Genomic DNA, 25,013 nt, shown 5'->3' with positions numbered 1-25,013 from the left:
TCGGCTCAGTGGTTGCGCGGCACCGGGCGGCTCGGCCAGTACTGGGTCACGGGCTCGTCGACGACCGGCACGTGCTCCGGGCGGCGAGGGGTGTTCCACGGATCGTCGTCCACATACTCTTGCGCCAGTGGGTATCTCACCGGCGGCGGGGCGACGTCGTCACCGGCGGGACGCACCGTCGCCGGGCGCACCGGCGGCAGCTCGAGATCGCGTTCGATCGAGGTGAGGCTGACGCTGATGAGCAGCAGCATGGTGACGATGGCGATGCCGACGATCAGCGGGGCGAGCAGTTGCAGCGCGTCGGTGCCCTCCGGAGTGCCGTGCTCGTGGCCGCCGTGCGCCCGCATCGCCGCCATGCCGGTGTAGTGCATCCCGCAGACCGCGACGGCCATGATCAACGACGCGCCGACCGCGGCGAGCTGTCCGCGCACGTTCACGGTGAACCACAGCGCGGCCGTCGCCGCGACCACGGCGATCACCAACGAGAGCACGACCAGGGTTGTGTCGTAACTGATGTCGGCGCTCGAATTCATCGCGTGCATGCCGGTGTAGTGCATACCCGCGACGCCGAGACCGGTGATGAGTCCACCGGTCAGCAGGGCCCACATCCTCGGATGCGGAGTGACGACGAGAACCAATCCGATGCCGACCACCACGATCGCGGTGGCGGCGCTGAACAGCGTCAGCGGCACATCGAAGCGGATCGGCGAGCCCTGGATCGAGAAGCCGAGCATCGCGATGAAATGCATGACCCAGATGCCCGTACCGCCGATCGACACGGCGGCCAGCGACAGCCACAGCAGCCGCTTCTCGCCCGCTCTCGCGCGGGCGGCGCACTGTAGTCCCAGGAACGATCCGGTGAAGGACAGAACATAGGCGAGGATGGGCGTCAACCATCCGTAGCTGAAGTGGTAAATGTCTAGCACCGCGAACCCCACTGCCGGCGGAGTCCATCCGGCTGACCAAGAAATGATGTGGCGGCTCAGACGATACGCAAGATCATGCGTGCCCGAGCGGGTAAGAGGCTACCAGAACGGTGGCGTCGGTCACTTTCCGTTTGAACCGGCAACCGAATGGTCACCGGGGCGGTCACCCGCGGTCGCGGGTGACCGTGAAAGTCGTACACCCCTGGCCGGTCACCCTGCCGGCGAGACGGACGGGAGAAACCTCGACGGCGACGAGATCGACCATCGAATAGGTGGTCGGCCGGGTGATCCAGCGACGCTGGGTGAAGGTGAGGACGTCGTCGACATAGCCGACGCCCATTGCGAAGGAGCCGTGCGGCACCGCGGGATTGACGGGGGACGGCCCGAAGTCGAAGACCGCGGACGCGATGGTGCCCTCGGGCGGGTCGATGGTCAACGTCAGCGCCGTCTCGCCCTGACCGCAGCGGTAGGAGCCCGTCCAGCGACCGGCCAGCACCCGCAACGACACCTGGTCGGACCTCGGTCCGGTGGTAGGCGGCGCGGTCGTACCGACCGTATCCGCCGGAGCGGGGGTGTCCCGAAACCACCTGCCCGCATCCGCCGAGCAACGCCGAGACGGCGAACAGCGCGACGAACGCGGGCCCCCGAGACATATCGCGAAATCAGTCCAGGTAGTCGCGCAGGACCTGCGAGCGGCTGGGGTGGCGCAGCTTGCTCATGGTCTTGGACTCGATCTGCCGGATGCGCTCACGGGTGACCCCGTACACCTGGCCGATCTCGTCGAGGGTGCGCGGTTGACCGTCGGTGAGACCGAAACGCAGCCGGACCACACCCGCCTCACGCTCGGACAGCGTCTCCAGCACCGACTGCAACTGGTCCTGCAACAGCGTGAAGCTCACCGCGTCCACCGCGACGACGGCTTCGGAATCCTCGATGAAATCGCCGAGCTGGCTGTCGCCCTCGTCGCCGATGGTCTGGTCGAGCGAGATCGGCTCACGCGCGTACTGCTGGATCTCCAGCACCTTCTCCGGCGTGATGTCCATTTCCTTGGCGAGTTCCTCCGGGGTGGGCTCGCGGCCCAGATCCTGGAGCAGTTCACGTTGGATTCGGCCGAGCTTGTTGATGACCTCGACCATGTGCACCGGGATACGGATGGTGCGGGCCTGGTCGGCCATGGCGCGGGTGATGGCCTGACGGATCCACCAGGTGGCGTACGTGGAGAACTTGTAGCCCTTGGTGTAGTCGAATTTCTCGACGGCGCGGATCAGACCGAGGTTGCCCTCCTGGATCAGATCCAGGAACGCCATGCCGCGGCCGGTGTAGCGCTTGGCCAGCGACACCACCAGTCGCAGGTTGGCCTCGAGCAGGTGGTTCTTGGCCCGGTTGCCGTCGCGCACGATCCAGTTGAAGTCACGGCGTGTCGCCACGGGCAGCTTCTCGCCCGCCTCGGCCCATTCCCGCACCTTCTCCGCCGCGTAGAGGCCCGCCTCGATCCGCTTGGCGAGTTCGACCTCCTCCTCGGCGTTCAGCAGCGCGACCTTGCCGATCTGCTTGAGGTAGGCGCGCACCGAGTCGGCGGAGGCGGTGAGTTCGGCATCCTTGCGCGCCTGACGCAGCGCCTCGGATTCCTCTTCGTCCCAGACGAAATCACCGGACGCCTTGTCGGCGGCGGTCGGCTCGGGGGTCTCCTCGTCGGCCGCCTCGGCCGTGTCCTCGACGACCTCCTCGGTGAGCTCGTCCTCGGAGATCTCGAGATCTTCCAGATCCTCGATCTCCTCGATCGACTCGTCCTCGACCGCCTCGCCCGATTCCGGCGCGCCGTCGGGACCCACCTTCTTGGTGGCAGCCTTCTTCGCCGGCGCCTTCTTGGCGGCGGCTTTCTTGGCCGGGGCCGCCTTCTTGGCGACCGCCTTCTTCGCGGGGGCCTTCTTGGCGGCAGCCTTGCGGACCGGCCGTGCTTCGGTTACATCTGCGGAGTCGGCGTCGGCCGATTCGGCGGTCTGACGGGTCGTGGCTACCACGTACGCCCTTTCGTGACGGTCTCGTGCGGCGTCACGCCAGAGTGGTGATCCGGCGGAGCGGTCTGTCGGGTTTCACCGGCGGAGGGCCGGTCGGGTTTCTCCGGCTCACCGCCGGGCATGCTCCATTGTAACGATCCAACCAGCCTACTCATGGCCACCTCGGGTATTGCGGTGCTTCGCGGTCCGCATATCCGGTGCGTACGGGGCTCGGCGGGTCCCCGGTGTGTCGGGGGTGTCCGGCCTGCGCGGTGACGTTCGAGCGGGCCCGCGACACCGCGCGGTGGCCTCACGGAAGCAGGCCGGACGCGATCGCCATCGCCGCGCCGACGATCCCCGCGGTATTGCGCAGATGCGCGGGCAATACCGGAGTTCGGTTGGTGAGCAACGGGATCCACTGATCCGCGTCGCGGCTGATCCCGCCGCCCGCGACGATGATGTCGGGCCAGAACAGATTCTCCAGACCGATCAGCACGGTGCTGACCTCCGCCGCCCACTGGGGATAGCTGAGTCCGTCCCTGTCCTTGATCGACGCGGCGGCGCGGTGTTCGGTCTCGATTCCGCCGATTTCCAGATGGCCGAGTTCGGTGTTGGGCACCAGCGTGCCGTGGTACAGCAGTGCCGAGCCGATTCCGGTGCCGAAGGTCAGCAGCAGCACCAGTCCGTCGAAATCCTTTGCCGCGCCATACCGGTCCTCGGCGAGCCCGGCCGCGTCCGCGTCGTTGAGGACGGTGACCGCACGGCCGCCGAGTGCCTCGGAGAACAGCGCCCTGGTGTCGGTGCCGATCCAGTCCTTGTCGATATTGGCGGCGGTGCGCGCGACGCCGCCGAGCACGACGGCGGGCAGTGTGACGCCGACCGGACCGTCCCACGCGGCCTCGGCGACGAGTTCGGCGACCGCGGCGGCGACAGCGGCCGGTGTGGACGGCTGCGGTGTCGCGATCTTGACCCGCTCGTGGACGAGTTCACCGGTGGCCAGGTCGACCGCGGCGCCCTTGACGCCGCTACCACCGATATCGATTCCGAATGCTTGCCCCCGAGCGGACATGGCTAACCCCTCGTTCCGTGTGCGTGGTGCGGACCTGCTGTCCGTCCGAGCGCCCTGCTGGCCGGTGTGATGACGGCGCCGTCGCACCGGCTCCCACGCGCCCGCTTGGCGGGATGCGACGGATGCCCGACGACGGCGCTGTGTCGTGCACGACAAGAGTAATGCGAGTTCGGTACTGCGCCCGCCCGAGGATGTGTGATGCGATGGGGGGCGTGCCCGAATCCTCCTCGTCAGTCGCTGCCGCCTCCGTCGATCTGCCACCGGAAGAGGTGGCCGAACTCCGTCGTCTCGCCGTCGATCTCGCCGAATCCGCCGCCGCCCACGTACGCACCCGCCGTCCGGAGGTCTTCGGCCCCACCGGCGCTCGCGCCGACGACGCCGTCCGGAGCAAGGCCCACCCGACCGATCCGGTCACCGTGGTCGACACCGAGGCCGAGGAGTTGATCCGCGCGCGCCTGGCCGACCTGCGCCCCGGTGATCCGATCCTCGGCGAGGAAGGCGGGGGAAGCCTCGTCGGCACCGACGACGCGGTGCACTGGGTGCTCGACCCGATCGACGGCACCGTCAACTTCCTCTACGGCATCCCCGGCTACGCGGTATCGGTGGCGGCGATGCGCGGTGGCCGCTCGATCGCGGGCGCGGTGGTCGACGTCGAGCGCGCGGTGACCTACAGCGCCGGCCTCGGACTCGGCGCGATCAGCGTCGACGCGGACGGCGTCGTCGACCACCTGCGCTGCGCCACGGTCGACTCGGTGTCGATGTCACTGGTCGCCACCGGCTTCGCCTACGGCCAGTACCGGCGTACCAGGCAGGCGGCGCTGATCGCGCAGGTGCTGCCGCAGGTGCGCGATATCCGCCGCTTCGGCGCCGCCGCCCTCGATCTGTGCCACGTCGCGGCGGGTCGGGTCGACGCGTATTTCGAGCACGGGCTCAACGCGTGGGACTGGGGCGCGGGCGCGCTGATCGCCGCCGAGGCGGGCGCGGTGCTGACGCTGCCGTCCGCGGACGCCCCCGGCACCGACGGCGATCTCGTCATCGCCGCCGCCCCCGGTGTCGCCGCCGAACTCGCGGCGCTGCTCGAGAGTGTCGGCGCGACCGAACCGATCCCGGACCGCTAGGGACGGCGAACGCCGGAACCACGATGTGGTTCCGGCGTCCGATGGACCGGTCGCGGTGGCGGCGCGCTCAGCAGCGTGCCTCGCGGGCGGCCTCGAGCAGGTCGAGATCGATCGACCCACCGGGGGCCGGATTCTTGAGCGACCGCAGCACTTCCTCGGCGTCGTTGGTCGGCCGCAGTTCGCGGGACAGGCTGCCGAGCACCAGATCGACCGAATCGTCCTCGCGCTGATCCTCGATCAGTTCCGCGCACGGCGCGACCAACTGGACCGAGGCGGCGGCTGTGCGACCGCTCACACCGAACCGGATCTGGCCCGCGCAGACCAGGTCGCCGTTGACGTATATCGAATCGTTGCCGTACTGCGCTCCCGGCACGCTCGCGAAACCGAGGTCCCCGAGTTGGGCGGCGATCTGGGCCGCCTGCCCACGCTCGTTGTTGGCGTTCAGCACCTTGACCTTGCTGTTCGCCAGCGGAGCCGGTTCCAGATCCTGCAATCTCGACGAGCCGACGCGCTGCCCGAGCTGCGGCTGTGGTTCCGCGCCGGGATCGGTCGCCGGGCTCGGCGCGTTGCAGGTCATCGCGGCCGTGTCGGTGCCCTCGGTCGTCAAGGCCTTGAACCACACGATCGTGCAGATCAGCAGCATGATGCCGAGGAAGATGAGCCATGGCCGAGGCCGCCGACGGATGTGGGGTCGCCCCTGGGGATCCGTCGCGCTGCCTTCGGTGATCAGTGAAACCACGTGCACACTCTACGAAAAGGTTCGGCCTTCGGTGCGCAAGGTCTCGGTGAGTTCGACGTCGGGTGTCGATTACCCGTCGGTTTCGACTCGTCTGTGTTTTGATTGCGACTTTTGTCGCGGGGTCCGCTATTGTCTGGCGGCCCAGATCGAATCACCAGCGGCGAAATCGGTGGTCGGTCGCGGGAACAAGTAGGGCATGTCCTGCGTTTACCGAGCGCTGTCCGGAGTGGATTCATCTGACCACGCCTGATAGGAGAGCGGTACACGTGTGATGTGTGCCACCGGCGGGGCGGAGCGGGGCACCCCGATTCCTCGAAGGAGTCGGGCGTGGCGCGAGCCGGTCCGGGATATACGGAGTAAGGACGAGGGGAAGACGACATGGCAACCGACTATGACGCACCGAGGCGTACAGAAACCGACGATGTGTCGGAAGATTCGCTCGAGGAGCTGAAGGCTCGTCGCAACGAGGCACAGTCCGCCGTCGTGGATATCGACGAATCCGATACCGCGGAGTCGTTCGAGCTTCCCGGCGCGGATCTGTCCGACGAAGTGCTGAGCGTTCGGGTGATTCCGAAGCAGGCCGACGAGTTCACCTGTTCGAGCTGCTTCCTGGTACATCACCGGAGCAGGCTGGCCAGTGAGGCCGGCGGGCAGCTGATCTGCATGGATTGCGGCGCCTGAGCTCGCACGAGATCGACGAAACCGCGACCGTCGGGTTTGGCACCCCGATTCGGCCGCACGCGTTCTGTCAGCCCGCGCTCGGCAGCCCGAGCGCGGCGAGAACCCTCTCCGGATGGCGAGTACTGATCAGCCAGTAGGGCGTCGGGTCATCCGGGTCATCGAGGACGAGTAGCACCATGGGCCCGATCCAGGGACGGTGCTGGACATAAGCGGCCGGGTCGAGCTGTCTGCCCATGGCCGCGCTCTTGGCCGTCGGCGCGACGACGGCCGCGCGTGACACGAAGTTCACCGGCAGGTGAGCTCGGTCGGCGTGCAGTTCGGGCGTTCCCGACGCGTCGCCGTGGACCCGGACACGGTGACGGCTCAGCCACAGCAGCACCCAGACCGGCACCGGGAACAGCAGCGCGTAGGGCAGCCACGCGCGCACTCCCGGCGCGCCCATGTGGATCTCGGCGGCCAGCAGACCCGCGATGGCGAAGGCGATGGGCCACCACCACAGTGGTACCCAGAGGCGCTCGCTGTAGGGATCGGCGGCGCGCTTCTCGTTGTCCATCACGGAGTGGTTGGGCTGGTCCGACACGACTCAACACTAAGTCACGGGGCCTGCGGCCGTACGCGTAGGCTCGTCATCCGTGAGCGCACTTTCACCCATACCTCTGCTGCGGCTGGATCCCGGCATCCCGATGCCCGCGCGCGCCCATGACGGCGACGCGGGTGTCGACCTGTGCACCACGGAAGATGTCATCCTGGAGCCGGGGGAGCGGGTGCTCGTCGGCACGGGAGTCGCCGTCGCGCTACCGGTCGGCACGGTCGGTCTGATCCATCCGCGCTCGGGTCTCGCGGCGAAGACGGGGCTGTCCGTGGTGAACACGCCGGGAACCGTCGACGCGGGGTATCGCGGTGAGATCAAGGTGTGCTTGATCAATCACGATCCGCGCACCCCGATCGAATTGCGCCGGGGCGACCGGATCGCGCAGCTGCTCGTGCAGCGGGTGGAACTGGTGGATTTCGTGGAGGTCGACCGGCTCGACGAGACGACCCGCGGCGCCGGGGGCTACGGCTCCAGCGGTGGGCACGCGAGTCTGGCCGAGACCGTCGAGAAGGGCTGATCGCGATGTTCGGTAGAAAGAAGCGGTCCGACGACTACGACGATCGTTACGAAGAATCCGACGACTACGACGCCGACTACGACGAGGCCGCCTACACCGACGACGCGGCCTTCGACGACGATGTCGACACCGCCGACATCCCCGTCATCGATCCCGCCGACGCGACGAAGGCGGGTCCGTACGACTACGAGGACGTGGCCGAACTGCTGACCGCCGTGGCCGAGCAGCGACTCGACCTCGGGTCGGTGATCATCCCGGTGCCGCCGGGCGGGCAGTTGCAGGTCGAGATGACCCCGGACGGGACCCCGCAGGCGGTGCATCTGGCCACCGATCACGGCAGGCTCACCGTGGCCGCCTACGCCGCCCCCAAATCGCCGGGCCAGTGGCGGACCGTCGCCGCCGATCTGGCCGATTCCCTGCGCAAGGACGGGGCGAAGGTCGCCGTCGAATCCGGGCCGTGGGGCCGGGAACTGCTCGCCATCACCGAGGGCGCCGACCTGCGCTTCATCGGCGTCGACGGCTACCGCTGGATGGTGCGACTCGTCGCGGCGGGCCCGTCGGGAGCCGCGGACGCGGGCACCCCGCTGGTCGCCGCCGCGCGCGCGATGCTGCGCGAGACGGTCGTGCGGCGCGGCACCGACCCGCTGCCGGTGCGTGACCCGCTGCCGGTGGTACTGCCGCCCCAGCTGACCGATCAGCTGACCGCGGCGCACCAGGCCCAGGTCGATGCCCAGCAGGAGCAGTTGGCCGCCCAGGCGGCGGTCGCGGCGCAGCAGAGCGCGGGCAGCGTCATCCCGCCGAGGATGCCGCAGGAGCCCAGGCGCGGCGCCGACGGGTCGGCGATGCAGCAGCTCGGCCTGAACTGAGTCACTCCCGAAACCTCTCTCCCCGCGCACCGCGGGCAGAGAGGTTTCGTGTCTCAGTCGAAGGCCGCGAACCCGATGCGGCCGAGGACCGCCGGATCGGCGCCGAGTTCGTCCAGGGTGATCCGGTACAGCGCGGCCTCGGGGATCGTCTCGGCCCACTGTTCGGCGACGGCGAGCGGGTGCACGGGATCGTCGATCGCGGCGACGAGCGCGACCGGGACGCCGACCGATCCGAGCCGTTCGACGTCCGGCCACGCATATCCCGCCGCTTCGCGCAGCGCCCGCGGCAGTTGCGGCCACTGGGCCCGCCACGATTGCGTCAGGGCGTCGGCGAGCCAGGCCGGACTGGTGGCCCGCATCCCTTCGATCACCGGTTCCAGGCCGTCGGCGGCGAGCCGATCGGCGGTGAAGGCGGCACTGAGCGCCGCCGGGCAGTCGGTGGTGTCGGCACCGGTCCACGCGGGCAGCGCGGCGATGACACCTGTCACATTCCCCGGATGCTCGGCGGCCCACTCCAAGGCGATCGCGGCGCCGAGCGAGATACCCGCGGCGAGGATCGGACCTCGTGCCGCCGCGGCGTCGAGCGCGGCCCGGTAACCGGCGATCAATCCGCGCGGATCGGGTTCGGCCGCGACGAATTCCAGCCCCGAGGCCGCTGCGGCCGCGCCGAAGGCGCGGCGTGCGAAATCGGCGTCGGAACCGGTGCCTGGCAACGCGACAGCTACCCTGGGGCGGCCCGAAGGTTTCAACCTGATCGTTTCGGGGGATTTCAAGGCCATGGATCGACGATCGTTGCCCGCCGAATGTGGGGAGTCGAACACCGGGCCGAGCGTAGCGGGGCAGTCCCGCTGCGCCTACAGTGGCGGTGTACGGCCGATCGCCGGTCGTTCATCGAAAATGACGATGGTGTGCGACCCATGCCATCTGCTCTAGCAGGAGAGCGTGCAATGCCATCCGCTGCCTCAGGATATTTTCGCCGACTGGGCCGCAGACTGACCGAGGACATCGATCAGCTGGACGCCGAGGAGTTGGCCGAGACGGCGGACGCGTCGGGAGCCTGTCGCGCTTCCGAGTGTCGTCGTGGAGACGAAGCCACCATGCTGGGCCGACTACGTAGTGTCGAAGCGTGTCCGAAATCTGTCGGCGCCAGTGTGCAGGCAGAATTCTTCGACGGCACCGACGCCATCACCCTGGTGTGGATCGGGCGTCGCCGCATCCCCGGCATCGAACCGGGCAGGCGAATCCTGGTCCGCGGTCGTGTCGGTGATCGCGACGGCCGCAAGGTGATCTACAACCCCTACTACGAATTGCGCGGGAACAGCTGACACGTATGCCATCGAGCAACGACAACGGCGCCGAGACGGGCGCGCCGACCGAGACCGGACTGCGCCAGCCGACCGGCACCTTCCGTGTCCACCCCGCTGCCGGGAGCGGTGCTCCCGCGACCGGTGCGACCGCCACGTCCGAGGACGTGCGTGAGCCGATCCCCGACCCGGCCGAGAAAACGCTGCTCGAACAACTCGGCGGCTTGGCGGGCCTGATCTATTCGACCCTTCCGGTCCTCGTCTTCGTCCCGGTGAACACCCTGGCCGGTCTCACCGCCGCCGTCTGGTCCGCGCTCGGCGTCGCCGCGGCGATCCTGGTGTGGCGGCTGGCGCGGCGCACTCCGATCCAGCCCGCGATCTCCGGATTCATCGGCGTCGGCATCTGCGCGTTCATCGCCTGGCGGATGGGAGAGGCCAAGGGGTTCTTCCTCTTCGGGATCTACACCAGTCTCGTGTACGCGGGCATCTTCCTGGTCTCGGTACTCGCGCGCAGACCGCTGGTCGGCGTGATCTGGGGGTATCTGAACGGGCACGGCACCGACTGGCGCGCCGACCGCGCGGTCGTGCGCCTCTACGACATCGCCACCGCCGCCTGGGTACTGGTGTTCGGCGCCCGCTATCTCGTCCAGTCCTCGCTCTACGACACCGACCACACCGGCTGGCTCGCCTTCGCGCGCATCGCGATGGGGTGGCCGCTGACCGCCGTGGCGTTGACCGTCACCGTGTGGGCGGTCCGCAGGGCCGGGCACATGCCCGCGCGCAAACCCGCCGCGACCTGATCACCCGGACGGCGTGGTCACCCGCCGTCCGTTCCACGCCGCCGTTCGGCGGAATTCCCGCACCGTGAACAAGGGTGGGTAGTGCCCACCGCCGAGGTGGGTTCATACCCACCCTGGGGTATCTGGTCGGTCGGGCGAGTTCATCAGACGATCGTTGTCGACACGAAAAACGCAACGACGGCTGGAAAGGACTCGGAAAGTTGGCTACCGAGCACAAGATCGCGGCATCGAAGACCCACGCCCATTCCAACCCGGCGCTGTCGGAGAGCAGGCGGGTATCCGCCGAATTGGAGAAACTGATCGGACCGGCCGCGGCAGGTGACAAACGCGCCGTCTCCGAGATCGTGCGGATCGTGCACCCGCTGGTTCGGCGCTACTGCGGTGCGCGCCTCGGCAATACGGCCCACCTGCACGTCACCGCCGACGACGTGGTGCAGGAGATCCTGATCGCCACCGTGAACGCGATCCCGCGCTACCGCGATCAGGGCAAGTCGTTCCTGGCCTTCGTCTACGGGATCGCGGCCAACAAGGTGGCCGACGCGTTCCGCCGTTCGCAGATGCATCCGACCTACCCCGTGGCCGATCTGCCCGATCAGCCGTGCGGCTCGGCGGGGCCGGAGGAGTGGGCGCTGGCGTCCGAGCGGCGCGCCGCCACACGGGAATTGATGAAGATCCTGGCGCCCGCGCACCGCGAGGTGCTGGTGATGCGCATCGTGCTCGGCTGGAGTGCCGCGCAGACCGCGGAGGCTATCGGCACCAGCCCCGGCGTGGTCAGGGTGATGCAGCATCGCGCGCTCAACAAACTGCGCGCGGAACTGAAGATCGCCTCGTGAGGCCCGGCGCGCCGCGGCGCCGGTCCTATCGGGGAGTTAGGGCTTGATGCCGTGGGGGGCCAATGCCACCCGCAGATCGTCCTCGGCTTCGGCGGCGGTCACGAACAGCAGCTCGTCGTCGCCCTCGAACGGGTCGTCGGGCTGCGGAACGATCACCCGGCCGCCGCGCAGAATCGTCACGAGGGCGGTATCGCGCGGCAGGGTCAGCGTGCGAACGGGTTTGCCCGCCAGCGCGGTGTCGGCGGGCAGGGTGATCTCCACCAGATTGGCCTGACCCTGGCGCAGCGTCATCAGCCGCACCAGATCGCCGACCGAAACGGCCTCCTCGACCAGGGAGGCGAGCAGTCGCGGTGTCGAGACAGCGACGTCGACACCCCAGGAACTGTCGAAAAGCCATTCGTTGCGCGGGTCGTTGACCCGGGCCACGACACGGCGCATCCCGAATTCGGTCTTGGCGAGCAGGCTGTACACCAGATTCGCCTTATCGTCGCCGGTCGCGGCGATGACGACTTCGTAGGTCTCGAGCCCGGCCTCTTCCAGCAGTGCCAGTTCGCAGGCGTCCGCGTGCACCCAGACGGCCTCCGGGATGGCGGCGGGTTCGATGTGGTCGAGCTGGCGTTCGAGCAACATCACCTGATGACCGCCGCGCAACAGTTCGCGGGCGATCGATCGGCCGACGGCTCCGGCCCCGGAGATGGCCACCTTCATGATCAGTCCTCGCTCGCGGGGGGCTTGGTCGCCAGCGCGACGGATTCGCCGACGCGTCCCGCGGTCGCGGCCACGTAGACGATGTCGTCGGCCTGGACGATGGTCTTGTTGTCGGGCAGCAGACCCTGACCGAAACGGATGATGAACGCCACCCGCGCACCGACCGCCTGCTCCAGATCACGCACGGTGCGCCCGTACCACTCCTCGTGCAGGTTGAGCTGGGTCACCGCCACCGTGCCGGTCGGGTCGCGCCAGGTGGTGGTGCTGGTGTCGCCGATGAGCGAGCGCAGGAAACGGTCGGTGGTCCACGGGACGGTGGCGATGGTGGGGATGCCGAGCCGTTCGTAGACCGCGGCGCGTTTGGCGTCGTAGATTCGCGCCACCACCCGCTCGACCCCGAAATTCTCGCGGGCGACCCGGGCGGAGATGATGTTGGAGTTGTCGCCGGAGGAGACCGCGGCGAACGCGTCGGCGCGCTCGATTCCCGCGCGTGTCAACACATCTCGGTCGAATCCGACACCGACGAGCTGTTCGCCGGGGAAGTTGTCGCCGAGCCGCAGGAAGGCGCTGGGATCCCGGTCGATCACCGTGACGTCGTGCCCGATCCTGACCAGGGCGCGGGCCAGCGACGAGCCGACGCGTCCGCACCCCATGATCACTACGTACACGGCGTAACCTCGTTCCTGGAACCGTGGCGTTCGTCTGCTGTCTTCTGGGCAGAACCGTACCCGGCCGGGCTGGACCCGGCCCAGTTTCCCCCGCCGCCGGCCCGGCCGAGCGGGCGGTGGCACGCCATGACGGCACCGCGCGGGCGATCCACCCCGGGGGGATCTATGCTCGCTCCAGTGTCCAAGTTGACGACGGCAGCCAAGCGCATGCTGCTGGGAAAGCCCTTTCGAAGTGATTCGCTGGGCCACACCCTGCTGCCGAAGCGAATCGCGCTTCCCGTGTTCGCCTCCGATGCCATGTCATCGGTCGCGTACGCGCCGGAGGAAATCTTCCTGGTTCTCTCCGTAGCGGGTATCTCGGCCTACATGTACGCCCCGTGGGTGGGGTTGGCCGTCGCGTTCGTGATGGCCGTCGTCGTGGCCAGTTACCGCCAGAACGTGCACGCCTACCCGTCCGGCGGCGGTGACTACGAGGTCGCCACCACCAACCTCGGACCCACCGCGGGTCTGACCGTCGGCAGCGCGCTGCTGGTGGACTACGTCCTCACCGTCGCGGTGTCGATATCCTCGGCCGCGTCCAATATCGGCTCGGCGATCCCGTTCGTGGCCACCCACAAGGTGCTGTTCGCCGTGGTCGCCATCGCGGTGCTCACCGCGATCAACCTGCGCGGCGTGCGAGAGTCCGGCACCGCGTTCGCGATTCCGACCTACGCGTTCATCGTCGGCATGTTCGTCATGCTCGGCTGGGGCATGTTCCGGATATTCGTCCTCGGCGACGATCTGCGCGCCGAATCGGCGGGTTTCTCGCTGGACGCCGAGGACGAGCACCTGTACGGACTGGCCTTCGTCTTCCTGATCGCGCGCTCGTTCTCCTCCGGCTGCGCCGCGCTCACCGGTGTCGAGGCCATCAGCAACGGTGTGCCCGCGTTCCGGAAACCCAAGTCGCGCAACGCCGCCACCACCCTGTTGCTGCTCGGCACGATCGCGATCGTGCTGCTCATGGGGATCATCATCCTGGCCCAGAAGATCGGCGTCGTCTACGCCCACGACACCGACCATCTGGTCGGCGCGCCCGCCGACTACCACCAGAAGACCCTGATCGCGCAACTCGCGGAGACGGTCTTCCACGGCTTCCCGATCGGCTTCTACTTCCTCACCGTGGTGACCGCGCTGATCCTCGTGCTCGCGGCGAACACGGCGTTCAACGGTTTCCCCGTGCTCGGCTCGATCCTGGCGCAGGACCGCTACCTGCCCCGTCAGCTGCACACCCGGGGCGACCGGCTGGCCTTCAGCAACGGCATCCTGTTCCTGTCCGGCGCGGCCATCGCCTTCGTCGTGTTCTTCGGGGCCGAGGTCACCAAACTGATCCAGCTCTACATCGTCGGCGTGTTCGTCTCGTTCGTGCTCAGCCAGACCGGCATGCTGCGGCACTGGACCCGGCTGCTGCGCACCGAGACCGATCCCTCCCATCGCAACCGGATGCGCCGTTCGCGGGTGATCAACGCGGTCGGTCTGACCGCGACCGGCGCGGTGCTGGTCATCGTGCTGATCACGAAATTCTTCGCGGGCGCGTGGATCGCGATCCTGACCATGGTGGCCATCTTCGTGGTGATGAAGATGATCAGGAAGCACTACGACTCCGTCTCGCGTGAACTCGACGAACAGGACTGGGACGGTGTACTGCCGAGCCGGTCGCATTCCATCGTGCTGGTGTCCAAACTGCATCTGCCGACCCGCCGCGCGCTGGCCTACGCCCGCGCGACCAGGCCGGACACGCTGGAGGCGATCACCGTGAACGTCGACGAGATCGATACCCGCAAGCTGGTGCGCGAATGGGAGAACAGCGATATCACGGTGCCGCTCAAGGTGATCGAGTCGCCGTACCGCGAAATCACCAAGCCCGTGCTGGATTACGTCAAACGGGTGCGCAAGGACGCCCCGCGCGACGTGGTGACGGTGTTCATCCCGGAATATGTCGTCGGTCACTGGTGGGAGCAGGTATTGCACAACCAGAGCGCGCTGCGGCTCAAGGGCAAACTGCTGTTCGAGCCCGGCGTCATGGTCACCAGCGTGCCGTGGCAGTTGAGTTCCTCGACGCGGGCCCGGCTGGCGGGCGAGACCAACGCCCCCGGCGCGGTGCGGCGCGGCTACGAGGATCGGGTGTGAGCGCGGGCGGTCACGTATTCGGGTTTCTGTCGAACGGGATGAGTGGCGATGAGTGATCTGCGTGGCGAGATCTTCGAGGTCGAACTCGGTACGCCGGGACACGGCGGATTCTGCGTCGGCAGGCACGAGGGCCGCGTCGTGTTCGTGCGGCACGGTCTGCCCGGCGAACTGGTGCGGGTCCGGGTCACCGAGGATCGCGGCGGGTCGTTCTGTCGCGGCGACGCCGTCGAGATCCTGCGCGCCTCCCCCGATCGCGTCGCCGCGACCTGTCCGGTCTCGGGGCCGGGCGGAGCGGGATGCTGCGATTTCTCCTTCGCGACCCCGGCGGCGCAACGGGCGTTGAAGGCGTCGGTGGTCACCGAGCAGTTGCGCCGGATCGCGGGTGTCGAACGCGAGGTGACGGTGGAACCGCTGGTGGGTTCGGCGCCCGAGGTGACCGGCGGTTGGCGCACCAGGGTGCGGCTCGCCGTGGACGAACAGGGCAGGGCCGGGGTGCACGCGTATCGCGGCACCGGCGTCATCACGGATCTGCGCTGCCCGCAACCGGTTCCCGACGCCATGGCCGATATCGCCGATCGACCGTGGACGCCCGGCGCTGATCTGGTGGTCGCGGTGGACGGTGACGGCGTGCGCCATATCGTCGAACTCGCCCCCGCGGTCGTGCCCGGTGCCGGCCGCGGTGACGACACCGCGCGCACGGGGCCGGGCGGGCGCGGGTCCGGCGGCGACCGTGCGGCGCGGGGTGAGTTCGATCGGCGCGCGAAACGCGGCGCGGGCCGGTCCGATCGTGCGAGCCGCCCGCGCGACGAGGGCGCACGGCGAGTCGGCGAATACGCCGCGACGTCGGGCCGGGCGGATTCCGATCGCGCGGGTGCGCAGGAACGGCGCGGCGCGACCGCGCGGCGTGCCGCGACCCACGCCCCGCGTGACGAGTGGGTGGTCGTGGGCAGCGGCCGGGCGGTCGAATACGTCGCCGGTCGACGCTGGGAACTGTCGGCCACCGGCTTCTGGCAGGCGCATCACGGTGCGGCGCAATGCTATTCGGATCTGATCGCCGAGTGGTCCGGATTGCGCCCCGGTGACCTCGCGTGGGATCTGTACAGCGGAGTCGGGGTTTTCGCGGCCAGGCTGGCCGAGCAGGTCGGACCGACCGGATCGGTGCTCGCGGTGGAATCGTCGCGTTCCTCGGTCGCCGACGGCCGGGCCGCGTTGAGCGATCTGCCCTGGCTGGAGCTGCGGGCGGACCGGGTCGAGCGCTGGATCACCGACCATGCGAGCGGGCCCGCGCCCGAAGTCGTCGTCCTCGATCCGCCCCGTGCGGGGGCGGGCAAGGACGTCATCGCCGCGCTGAGCGAGGCGGGACCCGCCCGCATCGTCCACATCGGTTGCGATCCGGCGTCTTTCGCGCGCGATCTCGGTCTCTACCTGGCGGCCGGATACCGCCTCGCCGAGTTGCGCGCGTTCGACGCCTTCCCCGCGACGCATCACGTGGAATGCGTCGCGCTGCTGCGAGCCTGACCGGCAGCCCTACGGCATCACCGGCAGTGTGATGAACGACGGACGCCCGGCATCGTGGAACAGCGTCTGCTCGCCCTCCTTCAGCGACGGGTGCAGATCGAAACGCGGATAGTTGGAGCCCGCGATCTCGACGCGGATGCGATGGCCCGCCGCGAAGACCTGGCTGGTGGCGACGAGATCGACCTCGTGGACGACATCGTCGGACGACGACCGCCGGATACTGTCGAGCACGTTCATCTCCCGGCCGTCGGGCCAGACATCGACGAGTTTGACCGTCCAGTCCGCGCCGGGCGCGGTGGTCGTGCCGTACAGCGTCGCGGCGACCGCCCCGGTGACCTCCATATCGTGTTCCAGCGGCGGCGTCGTGAACCGCACGATGCCCGGGTGCTCGGCGTTGACGCGCTGATCGCGCGGGCCGATATTGCGCGGGTCGGGCAGCAACAGCCCGCCGCCGTGGGTCGGGACGGGGGCGGCCGGATCGTGGGGGAACCGGGTTGGTTCGGCGTCCGCCGCGGGTGGGCGCGGTGACAGCAGACCGTCGGGATGCAGATAGAACGGCACCCCGACGGCACGGGCGGGCGGCCATTCCTGCTCGTCGCGCCAGACGTTCGCGCCCATCACGAAGATCCGGACGGGCGCGCCCCCGGCCGGGAACCCCGCCAGATGGGCGATCTGCTGGATCTCCAGTCCGGCCATCTGCGCGCTCGCCGCGGTGCCGAAGGTGAGTTCGCCCGCGGCGGCGTCCTGGGACAGGTGGGTCCACGGGCCGATCACCAGCGGCCCGCCCAGACGGCGATGGTTCTCCAGCGTGCCCATCAGGAACGCGTCGAACCAGCCCGCCGTGTGCAGGACGGGCACCTCGATCCGATCGTGGCGCAGCGAGGAGGCGAGTTCCTCCCAGTAGGCGTCGCGTTCGGGATGGTCGACCCACTCGGTCCAGAACGGGAATTCCCGCGCCACCGGATCCTCGCGCAGCGGCCCGTCCTCCGAGGGCGGCGTGCCGAGCAGCGCCATCTGCGCGCCGAGCCGTTCGTAGGCGGTCGTGTCGCCCGTCGCCGCCGCCTGGAGCAGACCGAGCAGACCCTGCAACGTGCTCCAGTGATGGGCCGATCCGAGGGCGAGCGCGCCGCCGACATAGGTGAGACCCTCGTAGAAATCGTGCGGGGTCACCGACGCGACCACCGCCTTCAGCGCGGGCGGACGCCGTGAGGCGAGTTGTAGGGCGCAGCCCGCGATATACGAGCCGCCGGTGGCGACGACCTCGCCGTTCGACCACGGTTGCGCGGTGATCCAGTCGACGGTGTCGACTCCGTCGTCGCCCTCGTCCACCCAGGGCGTGAAGGTGCCGTCGCTGTCGCCACGCCCTCGGCAATGCTGGAACAACACGGCCATGCCCGCTTCCAGCAGCGGCATGATCGGCATCATGCGCGCGGTGCGTTCCCCGTACGGCGAACGCATCAGGACGGTCCGGTGCCGGGCGTCCTCGTCGGGGCGGTACAGGTCGCCGCGCAGGATCGTGCCGTCGCGCATCGCGATCGGCTGGCCGTGAACGACCGAGACGGGCATGGCATGGCGGGGCATTCCGACTCTCCTCAGGAAAGGGCGTACGCGTCGTAGACGACGGCCGACGCCTCGCGACGGCCGGTGGCGACCGCCACCGTGCGGCCGAGCCAGGCGTAGTCGGGGTGGGCGGTCTCGAATGTCAGTACGAGCCGGAAGTAGTAGGTGTCGGGATCGACGTCCTCGCCCCGGGCCAGGCGCCGCATGACCTCGTCCGGACCGTGCCGGTGGCCGCGGGTCTGGAGATAGATGAGCGCCCCGTCGTTGGTGCGCAGGGTGTAGCGGGTGTCGACGGTGGCCGTGCCGTCGTCGTGCACGATCTGCCAGTCGGCCCCGCCCGCGAGGACGGTTCCCGACAGCCTCGGCCCGTCGAAGGAGCCGCCGGTGATGCCGATGACCCGGCGTTCGCCCCATGGCGTGCGTCCGATCGGCAGGATCGGATCGAGGGTGACGCGGAAGGTGGCGAGGCGTTCCAGGGCGGGGGTCGGCCGGACCGTCCAGGACGGACGCTCGTTGAGTGAGGACGGGTCGAATCCGGCGAGCCGCTTGTAGCGCAGCGAGATCTCGGCGAGTTCCTCGGGCGGCAGCACCGCGTCGATGTCGTCGAACCCGTGCGGGGCGCGTTCGGCCGCCAGGCTCAGCACCATCTCGGGGCCGAGGCCGCGATTGGCGTGCACGATCGCGGCGGTGGCCTCGCGGCGGTGCTGTTCGTAGTGTTCGGGACCGCGCCCGGTCGCCAGCGCGTTCGCCAGCACCCTGGCGTCGATGATCGCCTGCGACGCGCCGTTGGAGCCGACCGGGTACATCGGGTGCGCGGCGTCACCGAGCAGGGTGACCCGGTCGTGGGTCCATCGGGGCAGCGGATCGCGATCGACCATCGGGTATTCGAAGACCGATTCGGCCGCGGCGATCAGCGTCGGCGCGTCGAGCCAGCCGAGTTTCCAGTCGGCGAATTCGGCGGCGACCGCCTCGGGATCGGCGGGACGGTTCCAGTCGCCGGTCACCGCGGCGCCCTCGGTCGGCCGTTCGGCGATCCAGTTGACCAGCACCCGGCCGTCGGCGTCGGGTTCGGCGATCGGGTAGGCGACGAATTTGCGGGTGCCGTCGCCCGACATCACCATGCTGCGGCCGGTCAGGAACGGTTCGGTCAGGGTGGTGCCGCGCCAGAGGGTCAGGCCGTTCCAGATCGGCGCCCCCTCGTCGGGATAGAGCGCGGCGCGCACGGTGGAACGGATGCCGTCCGCGCCGATGAGCAGGTCGGCGTCGTGATCGAGACTCGTCACCGGACGTCCGCAGCGGATCGTGTCGGGGCCGAGCCGTTCGCGCACCGCTTCCAGCAGCAGCATCTGGAGTTCGCCCCGGTGCACCGCGTATTGCGGCCACCGGTAGCCGGCCGCCCTGCCGCGCTCCTCTGCGGAGATGACCTGGCCTAGCGGGTTGGCGTAGACGAGCTCCTCGATCGGCACGCCGATGCGGGCGATCCGATCGGCCAGGCCCAGTTCGGTGAGTTCTCGCACGGCATGGGGCAGCAGGTTGATCCCGACTCCGAGCGGGCGCAGTTCTCCGACCGACTCGTCGACGGTGACCTCGGTGATCCCGGCCGCGTGCAGGCTCAGCGCGGTCGTGAGACCGCCGATCCCGGCGCCTGCGATGATGATCCGCACTTCTGCTCCAACAGTTCGATAGTTATGGCCATAACAATATGAAACAGGAACTACCGGGGGCGCAAAATGGAGAAATATGAGGAAATGGCGCGGCGGAAGCTGCCGCAACGGGCTCCCGGAGCCGACGTCGCGACGTTCTCGCTGGCCTACAACCTGCTGCACGCCGCGTACCTGATGATCAACGACCTGGAGTCGGCCATCCATCGCCCGCGCGGGCTGACCCTGCCCGGCTTCCGGCTGATGTTCAAACTGTGGCTACTCGGCCCGACCATGCCCGCGCGCCTGGCGGAACTGTCGGTGATGAGTCGCTCCGCCGTCACCAACGCCGTCAACACCCTGGAGCGAACGGGTTTCGTCGAACGCCGCCGCTCGGCCACCGACGGCAGAGCCATCACCATCGCCCTCACCTCCAAGGGCGAGGAGTCGGTGCGTGAGGCGTTCGAACTCCAGACCTCGCGCGAACACCTGTGGTTCGCGGGACTGTCCGCCGCCGACCGCGATGCCCTCACCGCCCTGCTGCGGGGCATCGTCGCGTCCAGGCCGCCGACGCCCTAGGGCCGAACGAGACTGTGGCGGAGTCGGTTCGGATTCAGTCCAATTGCCAGGTGGCGCGCAGATTCGCCGAGATCTCGGTCTCGCCCGCTTCGATCGGGACCGGCACACCGCCCGCGGGCGCCGACACCGCCATGAGGCGCGGCGCGACGGGCACCGGCGACGCGGTGTTCTCGGTGATCTCGATGACCGGACCGAGGACACGCGACGCGCGGACGGCGTATTGCGCGGCCTTGGCGAGGGCATCGTCCCAGGCGGCGTCGCGGGCCTGGGCCAGCAGTCCGGCCTGGTCGGCGACGCTCAGCGCGAGGCCGCCGAGTCGCACATCGTCACCGCCCGCCGCCACGCAAGCGGCGATGACGGTGGCCGGTCCAGGATCGGCGTCGGCCCCGATCTCGCGCAGCACCACCGTCAGGTCGGTGGTGGCGAGATAACCGGTGATCCGGTTGCCCTGCCCTTCGGTCCAGACCGTCTCGGTGCGCACCGACAACCCGCCGGTGGCGATATCGGAGCCGGGAATGCCCTGGCCGCGCAGCGCTTCGGTCACGGCGCCGACCCGCGCACCCGCCTGCCCGTAGGCGAGCGCGACCTGCTCCGCCCGCGACTCGATCGAGACGGTGACCCGCATCAGATCCGGGGTGGCGCGCACCGAGCCGCGCCCGAAGGTCGTGACCGTGCCCGTCGCGGATTTCCTCTGGTTCTTGCCCACCGTGTTCTCCTGCTCCGTCAGTAGTCCCCGCCGCGGACGGCGATGGACCGCACCGCCGCGTCCATCTGCGAATACGCTCCCGCGGCGAGCCTTTCCAGCAGCGCCAACTTCAGATGCGGCGCCTCCTCGGCGAGTGTGTCGAATCGCCGCGGCCCGAGTACCGCCAGTCGCACGTTCTTCTCGGCGCGCGCCTCGTTGACGAACGGCGACCCGACCAGCATCGGGATCTCGCCGAACGACATCCCGGCGGTGAGGGTGACGAGCCGATGATCGCGCCGGTCGGCCCCTTCGAATCCCAGCCGCACCCGGCCCTCCAGGATCAGGTACAGCCCCGAGCGCGCGCTGCCACGCGCCACGATGACCTCCCCGCGCGTGAAGGTGCGCACCTCGAACTCCTCGGCCAGCCGCGCCCTGTCCTCGTGTCCGAGTGCCGCCAGCGCCGGATGCTCGACGATCGGGATGACGGCGGGCAGTCGGTCGCCCGGCGGACGGTAGCGCCGCAGCAGGACGTCCTCGCACCACTCGGTCGCGGTGTCGCGGTCCAGGAAGACCCGGCCGCACGGATCGTCCGGATCCAGGCCGGAGACCGTACGCCCCAGCCGCGCGTCCGGGTCGACGAGCGCGACCAGACATCCGGACGCGGCGAGTTCGGTCTGCAATTCGCCGAGCATGTCGCCCGCGATCCCGCTGACCTCGCCGACCCTGCGCACATCGATCACGAGCGCGTCCAACTCGCCCGCCTGCGCCTCGATGGTCCTGACCGCGCGTTCGGCGCCGGCGAACAGCAGATCGCCGTCGAGTTGGTACAGCCTGGCGCGGTGCCCGTACGCGGTCAGCAGTTCCATGTCCTCGGTGTCGCGACGCAGCCGCGACGGCACCTCCGCCACCGTGTAATCGCCGCGCACCGCGGTGCGCGCCGCCCGGGTGACGTGCAGGAAGTGCAGTTCCAGCCGCCGCGACAACGCGCGACAGGCCGCCACACCGCGCACGCTGTTGCCGTGCGCGTCCAGGCGCGGGGAGTAGACCGCGATGCCGATCTGGCCGGGCAGTACGGCCAGGATGCCGCCGCCGACCCCACTCTTGGCGGGCAGTCCGACGGTGGTCACCCAATCGCCGGCCGCGTTGTACATGCCGCAGGTGGTCATGACACTGAGCACCTGTTCGGTCAGCGCGGGCGTGAGCGCGCGCTCCCGGGTCAGCGGGTTGAGGCCGTTGTTGGCCAGAGTGGCCGCCATGACGGCCAGGTCACGGCAGGTGATATCGACCGAGCACTGCCGGAAGTAGCGGTCGACGGCGTCGTCGGGATCGGATTCGATGATCCCGAAGGAGCGCAGCATGTAACCGATGGCGCGATTGCGGAAGCCGGTGCGTGCTTCGGAGGCGTACACCGGCTCGTTCATGGTCAGTTCGCGTCCGGCGAAGCGTGAATAACAGCGGCGAATCCGCTCGAACTTGTCCTCCGCGTCACGTCCGGCGATCAGCGAGGCGGCGGTGATGGCGCCCGCGTTGATCATCGGATTGCGTGGGCGTTCGGTCACCGGATCCAGGCTGATCTCGTTGAACGCGTCACCGGAGGGCTCCACGTCGATGTGTCGGCCGACCGCCTCCGGCCCCCGATCGGCCAGTGCGAGCGCGTAGGTGAACGGTTTGGAGATCGACTGGATGGTGAACACGGTCTCGGCGTCGCCCGCCGTGTACAACCTGCCGTCGGCAGTGGCCAGGCACAGGGCGAACGAATCGGGCTCCACCGCAGCCAGTTCGGGGATGTAGTCGGCCAGTTCGCCCGACCGGTCGGCGCGGCAGGACTCGTAGATGTCGGCGACGATACGTGCCACCACACCCGGATCGTCGGCTCGCGGACGCACATGCTCGGGCTCGGCCACACGACCACTGTAGGGCGGGTAACGTGGGTCGCGCCGTCGCGCCGGGCCGTGAGTCCGGAGGCGGCAGGTCGTGTGGAGCCTCACATTCGGCGCCGGAGTTGCCTGGTGACAGGCAGACGTCGAGCGAGAGCACTGGTTCGGCTCCGTAGACTGATCGGATCAGACGCAAAATCCGGAGGGAGCGAGTTCAGGTGGGAGTGCTTTCCCGGGTCGATACACCCGAAGATCTGCGTGGGCTTACCGTGGCGCAACTGCGCGAACTGGCGGAGGAGATCCGCGAGTTCCTGGTGCTGAAGGTCGCCGCCTCGGGCGGGCACCTCGGCCCCAACCTCGGAGTGGTCGAGTTGACCATCGCCCTGCACCGGATCTTCGATTCGCCCGCCGACCCGCTCATCTTCGACACCGGTCACCAGTCCTACGTGCACAAGATCCTGACCGGTCGCAAGGACCGATTCGACTCGCTGCGTCAGCAGGGCGGTCTGTCGGGCTACCCGAGCCGCGCCGAGAGCGCGCACGACTGGGTGGAGTCCTCGCACGCGTCGGCCTCGCTGTCCTACGCCGACGGACTGGCGAAGGCGTTCGCGTTGAGCGGGCAGGACAGGCACGTGGTCGCGGTAGTCGGTGACGGCGCGCTGACCGGTGGCATGTGCTGGGAGGCGTTGAACAACATCGCCGCCGCGCCGGACCGTCCCGTCGTCGTGGTCGTCAACGACAACGGTCGTTCCTACGCGCCCACCATCGGCGGTCTCGCCGATCGGCTGACCGCGCTGCGCACCCAGCCCGCCTACGAACACGCCCTCGACGCGGGCAAGCGCATCCTCAAGAGCATTCCGCGTGTCGGCGAATCGGCGTATTCGATGGTGCACGCGGTGAAGGCGGGCATCAAGGACGCGGTGAGCCCGCAGGAACTGTTCAGCGATCTCGGACTCAAATACGTCGGTCCGGTGGACGGCCACGACATCGTCGCGGTGGAGGCCGCGCTGCGCCGGGCCAAGGATTTCGGCGGCCCGGTCGTCGTGCACGTGGTCACCCAGAAGGGGCGCGGTTACGAGCACGCCGAGAACCACGTGGCCGATCAGATGCACGCCTGCGATCCGATCGACCCGCTCACCGGCCGTCCGCTGGCCGGGAAGAAGGCGCTCGGCTGGACCTCGGTCTTCTCCGAGGAACTCATCGCCCACGCCGAACGCCGCGACGACATCGTCGCGATCACGGCCGCCATGCCCGGCCCGACCGGACTCGCGCCCTTCGGTGAACGTTTCCCCGAGCGGATGTTCGACGTCGGCATCGCCGAACAGCACGCGATGGCCTCGGCGGCCGGACTGGCGCTGGGCGGGATGCATCCCGTGGTCGCCATCTACTCGACCTTCCTCAATCGCGCCTTCGACCAGTTGCTGATGGATGTGGCCCTGCTCAAGCAACCGGTGACGGTCGTGCTCGACCGGGCCGGTATCACCGGACCCGACGGCGCCAGCCACAACGGCATGTGGGATCTGTCGCTGCTCGGCATCATTCCCGGCATCAGGGTCGCCGCCCCGCGCGACGCCGCCACGCTGCGTGAGGAATTGGGCGAGGCGCTGGCCGTCAACGACGGGCCGACCGTGCTCCGCTTCCCCAAGGGTGGTGTGGGCGAGGACATCTCGGCGATCGAACGGCTCGACGGAGTAGATGTGTTGCGCTTGGCCGCCTCCGACGGCGGCGCGCGGACCGGACGCGGTGACGTGCTGCTCGTCGCGGTCGGCGCCTTCGCCGAGACCGCCATCCGGGTCGCGGAACTGCTCGAGCCCCAGGGAATTTCGGTCACCGTCATCGATCCGCGCTGGGTGCTTCCGGTATCGGACACCATCGTCAAACTCGCCGAGAACTACCACCTGGTCGTCACCCTGGAAGACGGCGGCCTGCACGGCGGTATCGGATCGACGGTGTCGGCGCGGCTGCGTGCCGCCGGACTCGACGTCGCCACCAGGGATCTCGGCGTGCCGCAGGAATTCCTCGATCACGCCACCCGCGGTGACGTGCACGAGGAACTCGGACTCACCGCCCCCGACATCTCCCGTCGTATCGCGGGCTGGCTGGACGCGCGCTCGGTCCGGGTCGACGCGGGTACCGAGCCGGGCGAGGCCGCCGTCTGATCGGTCCGGGG

24 protein-coding genes are annotated in these 25,013 nt (G+C 69.0%); 11 read left to right on the top strand and 13 right to left on the bottom strand.

What is annotated here, in order from left to right:
• Positions 1-5 precede the first annotated feature (5 nt).
• The 4 genes from OG225_RS23240 to ppgK all read right to left on the bottom strand — a co-directional run bounded on the left by OG225_RS23240 (position 6) and on the right by ppgK (position 3,992).
• Entirely contained in the window at positions 6-926 is a 921-nt protein-coding gene (locus OG225_RS23240; protein ID WP_405177246.1) for an MHYT domain-containing protein, read from the bottom strand.
• 163 nt (positions 927-1,089) lie between these two features.
• Complete coding sequence (locus OG225_RS23235; protein WP_405177245.1) at positions 1,090-1,434, bottom strand: hypothetical protein; 345 nt, start codon at positions 1,432-1,434, stop codon at positions 1,090-1,092.
• 154 nt (positions 1,435-1,588) lie between these two features.
• Entirely contained in the window at positions 1,589-2,947 is a 1,359-nt protein-coding gene (locus tag OG225_RS23230) for an RNA polymerase sigma factor (RefSeq protein WP_216907134.1), read from the bottom strand.
• A gap of 286 nt (positions 2,948-3,233) precedes the next feature.
• Complete coding sequence (ppgK, locus tag OG225_RS23225; RefSeq protein WP_216907132.1) at positions 3,234-3,992, bottom strand: polyphosphate--glucose phosphotransferase; 759 nt, start codon at positions 3,990-3,992, stop codon at positions 3,234-3,236.
• Positions 3,993-4,195: 203 nt separating this feature from the next.
• Between ppgK and OG225_RS23220 the strand changes: the two genes are divergently transcribed.
• A complete protein-coding gene (locus OG225_RS23220; RefSeq protein ID WP_405177244.1) occupies positions 4,196-5,110 on the top strand; it encodes an inositol monophosphatase family protein in 915 nt (304 codons plus the stop codon).
• 67 nt (positions 5,111-5,177) lie between these two features.
• On the opposite strand, the gene cei is transcribed toward OG225_RS23220, so the two are convergent.
• On the bottom strand, positions 5,178-5,849 hold the full coding sequence (gene cei / locus OG225_RS23215; protein WP_216907128.1) for an envelope integrity protein Cei: 672 nt from the start codon (positions 5,847-5,849) through the stop codon (positions 5,178-5,180).
• 378 nt (positions 5,850-6,227) lie between these two features.
• On the opposite strand from cei, the gene OG225_RS23210 reads away from it, so the two are divergent.
• Complete coding sequence (locus OG225_RS23210) at positions 6,228-6,530, top strand: DUF4193 domain-containing protein (RefSeq protein WP_109527639.1); 303 nt, start codon at positions 6,228-6,230, stop codon at positions 6,528-6,530.
• Between the two features lie 67 nt (positions 6,531-6,597).
• On the opposite strand, the gene OG225_RS23205 is transcribed toward OG225_RS23210, so the two are convergent.
• Positions 6,598-7,083, bottom strand: a complete 486-nt coding sequence (locus OG225_RS23205; RefSeq protein WP_216907326.1) for a DUF3093 domain-containing protein — start codon at positions 7,081-7,083, stop codon at positions 6,598-6,600.
• A 130-nt stretch (positions 7,084-7,213) separates the two neighbouring features.
• Here OG225_RS23205 and dut point away from each other — a divergent pair, with 130 nt between their 5' ends.
• Both dut and OG225_RS23195 read left to right on the top strand, forming a co-directional pair.
• Positions 7,214-7,639, top strand: coding sequence for a dUTP diphosphatase (gene dut / locus OG225_RS23200; protein ID WP_405183342.1), 426 nt, complete (start codon positions 7,214-7,216; stop codon positions 7,637-7,639).
• A gap of 5 nt (positions 7,640-7,644) precedes the next feature.
• Positions 7,645-8,505 carry a DUF3710 domain-containing protein gene (locus OG225_RS23195; RefSeq protein ID WP_405177243.1) on the top strand — a complete coding sequence of 287 codons (861 nt, stop codon included), beginning with the start codon at positions 7,645-7,647 and terminating at the stop codon, positions 8,503-8,505.
• A 53-nt stretch (positions 8,506-8,558) separates the two neighbouring features.
• Here the strand turns inward: OG225_RS23195 and OG225_RS23190 are convergent, their stop codons facing one another.
• A complete protein-coding gene (locus tag OG225_RS23190; protein ID WP_405183341.1) occupies positions 8,559-9,284 on the bottom strand; it encodes an alpha/beta fold hydrolase in 726 nt (241 codons plus the stop codon).
• 168 nt (positions 9,285-9,452) lie between these two features.
• Here OG225_RS23190 and OG225_RS23185 point away from each other — a divergent pair, with 168 nt between their 5' ends.
• The 3 genes from OG225_RS23185 to OG225_RS23175 all read left to right on the top strand — a co-directional run bounded on the left by OG225_RS23185 (position 9,453) and on the right by OG225_RS23175 (position 11,442).
• Positions 9,453-9,830 carry an OB-fold nucleic acid binding domain-containing protein gene (locus tag OG225_RS23185; RefSeq protein ID WP_109527644.1) on the top strand — a complete coding sequence of 126 codons (378 nt, stop codon included), beginning with the start codon at positions 9,453-9,455 and terminating at the stop codon, positions 9,828-9,830.
• Between the two features lie 5 nt (positions 9,831-9,835).
• Positions 9,836-10,609 (top strand): DUF3159 domain-containing protein, encoded by a 774-nt coding sequence (locus OG225_RS23180; RefSeq protein ID WP_405177242.1) that lies wholly within the window; start codon positions 9,836-9,838, stop codon positions 10,607-10,609.
• A 200-nt stretch (positions 10,610-10,809) separates the two neighbouring features.
• Positions 10,810-11,442, top strand: coding sequence for a sigma-70 family RNA polymerase sigma factor (locus tag OG225_RS23175; RefSeq protein ID WP_109527646.1), 633 nt, complete (start codon positions 10,810-10,812; stop codon positions 11,440-11,442).
• 36 nt (positions 11,443-11,478) lie between these two features.
• Here OG225_RS23175 and OG225_RS23170 read toward each other — a convergent pair whose 3' ends face one another.
• Positions 11,479-12,150 carry a TrkA family potassium uptake protein gene (locus tag OG225_RS23170; RefSeq protein WP_109527647.1) on the bottom strand — a complete coding sequence of 224 codons (672 nt, stop codon included), beginning with the start codon at positions 12,148-12,150 and terminating at the stop codon, positions 11,479-11,481.
• Between the two features lie 2 nt (positions 12,151-12,152).
• Positions 12,153-12,818 carry a potassium channel family protein gene (locus OG225_RS23165; RefSeq protein ID WP_405177241.1) on the bottom strand — a complete coding sequence of 222 codons (666 nt, stop codon included), beginning with the start codon at positions 12,816-12,818 and terminating at the stop codon, positions 12,153-12,155.
• 177 nt (positions 12,819-12,995) lie between these two features.
• Here OG225_RS23165 and OG225_RS23160 point away from each other — a divergent pair, with 177 nt between their 5' ends.
• Both OG225_RS23160 and OG225_RS23155 read left to right on the top strand, forming a co-directional pair.
• Positions 12,996-14,984, top strand: coding sequence for an APC family permease (locus tag OG225_RS23160; RefSeq protein ID WP_405177240.1), 1,989 nt, complete (start codon positions 12,996-12,998; stop codon positions 14,982-14,984).
• Between the two features lie 48 nt (positions 14,985-15,032).
• Positions 15,033-16,502 (top strand): class I SAM-dependent RNA methyltransferase, encoded by a 1,470-nt coding sequence (locus OG225_RS23155; RefSeq protein WP_405177239.1) that lies wholly within the window; start codon positions 15,033-15,035, stop codon positions 16,500-16,502.
• A 9-nt stretch (positions 16,503-16,511) separates the two neighbouring features.
• Here OG225_RS23155 and OG225_RS23150 read toward each other — a convergent pair whose 3' ends face one another.
• Together OG225_RS23150 and OG225_RS23145 are read right to left on the bottom strand one after the other, a co-directional pair.
• Positions 16,512-18,083 carry a CocE/NonD family hydrolase gene (locus tag OG225_RS23150; RefSeq protein ID WP_405177238.1) on the bottom strand — a complete coding sequence of 524 codons (1,572 nt, stop codon included), beginning with the start codon at positions 18,081-18,083 and terminating at the stop codon, positions 16,512-16,514.
• An 11-nt stretch (positions 18,084-18,094) separates the two neighbouring features.
• On the bottom strand, positions 18,095-19,726 hold the full coding sequence (locus OG225_RS23145; RefSeq protein WP_405177237.1) for a DUF3237 family protein: 1,632 nt from the start codon (positions 19,724-19,726) through the stop codon (positions 18,095-18,097).
• Between the two features lie 84 nt (positions 19,727-19,810).
• On the opposite strand from OG225_RS23145, the gene OG225_RS23140 reads away from it, so the two are divergent.
• On the top strand, positions 19,811-20,281 hold the full coding sequence (locus OG225_RS23140; RefSeq protein ID WP_405177236.1) for a MarR family winged helix-turn-helix transcriptional regulator: 471 nt from the start codon (positions 19,811-19,813) through the stop codon (positions 20,279-20,281).
• 34 nt (positions 20,282-20,315) lie between these two features.
• Here the strand turns inward: OG225_RS23140 and OG225_RS23135 are convergent, their stop codons facing one another.
• Positions 20,316-20,987: an SIMPL domain-containing protein gene (locus OG225_RS23135; RefSeq protein ID WP_405177235.1), complete on the bottom strand. Its 672-nt coding sequence runs from the start codon at positions 20,985-20,987 to the stop codon at positions 20,316-20,318.
• Positions 20,988-21,004: 17 nt separating this feature from the next.
• Entirely contained in the window at positions 21,005-22,870 is a 1,866-nt protein-coding gene (gene glsA, locus OG225_RS23130; RefSeq protein ID WP_405177234.1) for a glutaminase A, read from the bottom strand.
• A 191-nt stretch (positions 22,871-23,061) separates the two neighbouring features.
• On the opposite strand from glsA, the gene dxs reads away from it, so the two are divergent.
• Positions 23,062-25,002, top strand: a complete 1,941-nt coding sequence (dxs, locus tag OG225_RS23125; protein ID WP_405177233.1) for a 1-deoxy-D-xylulose-5-phosphate synthase — start codon at positions 23,062-23,064, stop codon at positions 25,000-25,002.
• Positions 25,003-25,013: the final 11 nt, after the last annotated feature.

It is taken from the genome of Nocardia sp. NBC_01377, assembly GCF_045040005.1.
Taxonomy (GTDB): domain Bacteria; phylum Actinomycetota; class Actinomycetes; order Mycobacteriales; family Mycobacteriaceae; genus Nocardia; species Nocardia noduli.
Note: the sequence above shows the minus strand (reverse complement) of the source record. Positions and strands in the feature narration are given on the sequence as shown.

Coding starts and splice junctions, on each gene's coding strand:
- OG225_RS23170 (WP_109527647.1), bottom strand. CDS start 12,150: ATGAAGGTGGCCATCTCCGGGGCCGGAGCCGTCGGCCGATCGATCGCC.
- OG225_RS23140 (WP_405177236.1), top strand. CDS start 19,811: ATGGCGCGGCGGAAGCTGCCGCAACGGGCTCCCGGAGCCGACGTCGCG.
- OG225_RS23155 (WP_405177239.1), top strand. CDS start 15,033: ATGAGTGATCTGCGTGGCGAGATCTTCGAGGTCGAACTCGGTACGCCG.
- OG225_RS23210 (WP_109527639.1), top strand. CDS start 6,228: ATGGCAACCGACTATGACGCACCGAGGCGTACAGAAACCGACGATGTG.
- OG225_RS23190 (WP_405183341.1), bottom strand. CDS start 9,284: ATGGCCTTGAAATCCCCCGAAACGATCAGGTTGAAACCTTCGGGCCGC.
- OG225_RS23180 (WP_405177242.1), top strand. CDS start 9,836: ATGCCATCGAGCAACGACAACGGCGCCGAGACGGGCGCGCCGACCGAG.
- ppgK (WP_216907132.1), bottom strand. CDS start 3,992: ATGTCCGCTCGGGGGCAAGCATTCGGAATCGATATCGGTGGTAGCGGC.
- dut (WP_405183342.1), top strand. CDS start 7,214: ATGCCCGCGCGCGCCCATGACGGCGACGCGGGTGTCGACCTGTGCACC.
- OG225_RS23220 (WP_405177244.1), top strand. CDS start 4,196: ATGGGGGGCGTGCCCGAATCCTCCTCGTCAGTCGCTGCCGCCTCCGTC.
- OG225_RS23185 (WP_109527644.1), top strand. CDS start 9,453: ATGCCATCCGCTGCCTCAGGATATTTTCGCCGACTGGGCCGCAGACTG.
- OG225_RS23150 (WP_405177238.1), bottom strand. CDS start 18,083: ATGCCCCGCCATGCCATGCCCGTCTCGGTCGTTCACGGCCAGCCGATC.
- OG225_RS23195 (WP_405177243.1), top strand. CDS start 7,645: ATGTTCGGTAGAAAGAAGCGGTCCGACGACTACGACGATCGTTACGAA.
- OG225_RS23205 (WP_216907326.1), bottom strand. CDS start 7,083: ATGGACAACGAGAAGCGCGCCGCCGATCCCTACAGCGAGCGCCTCTGG.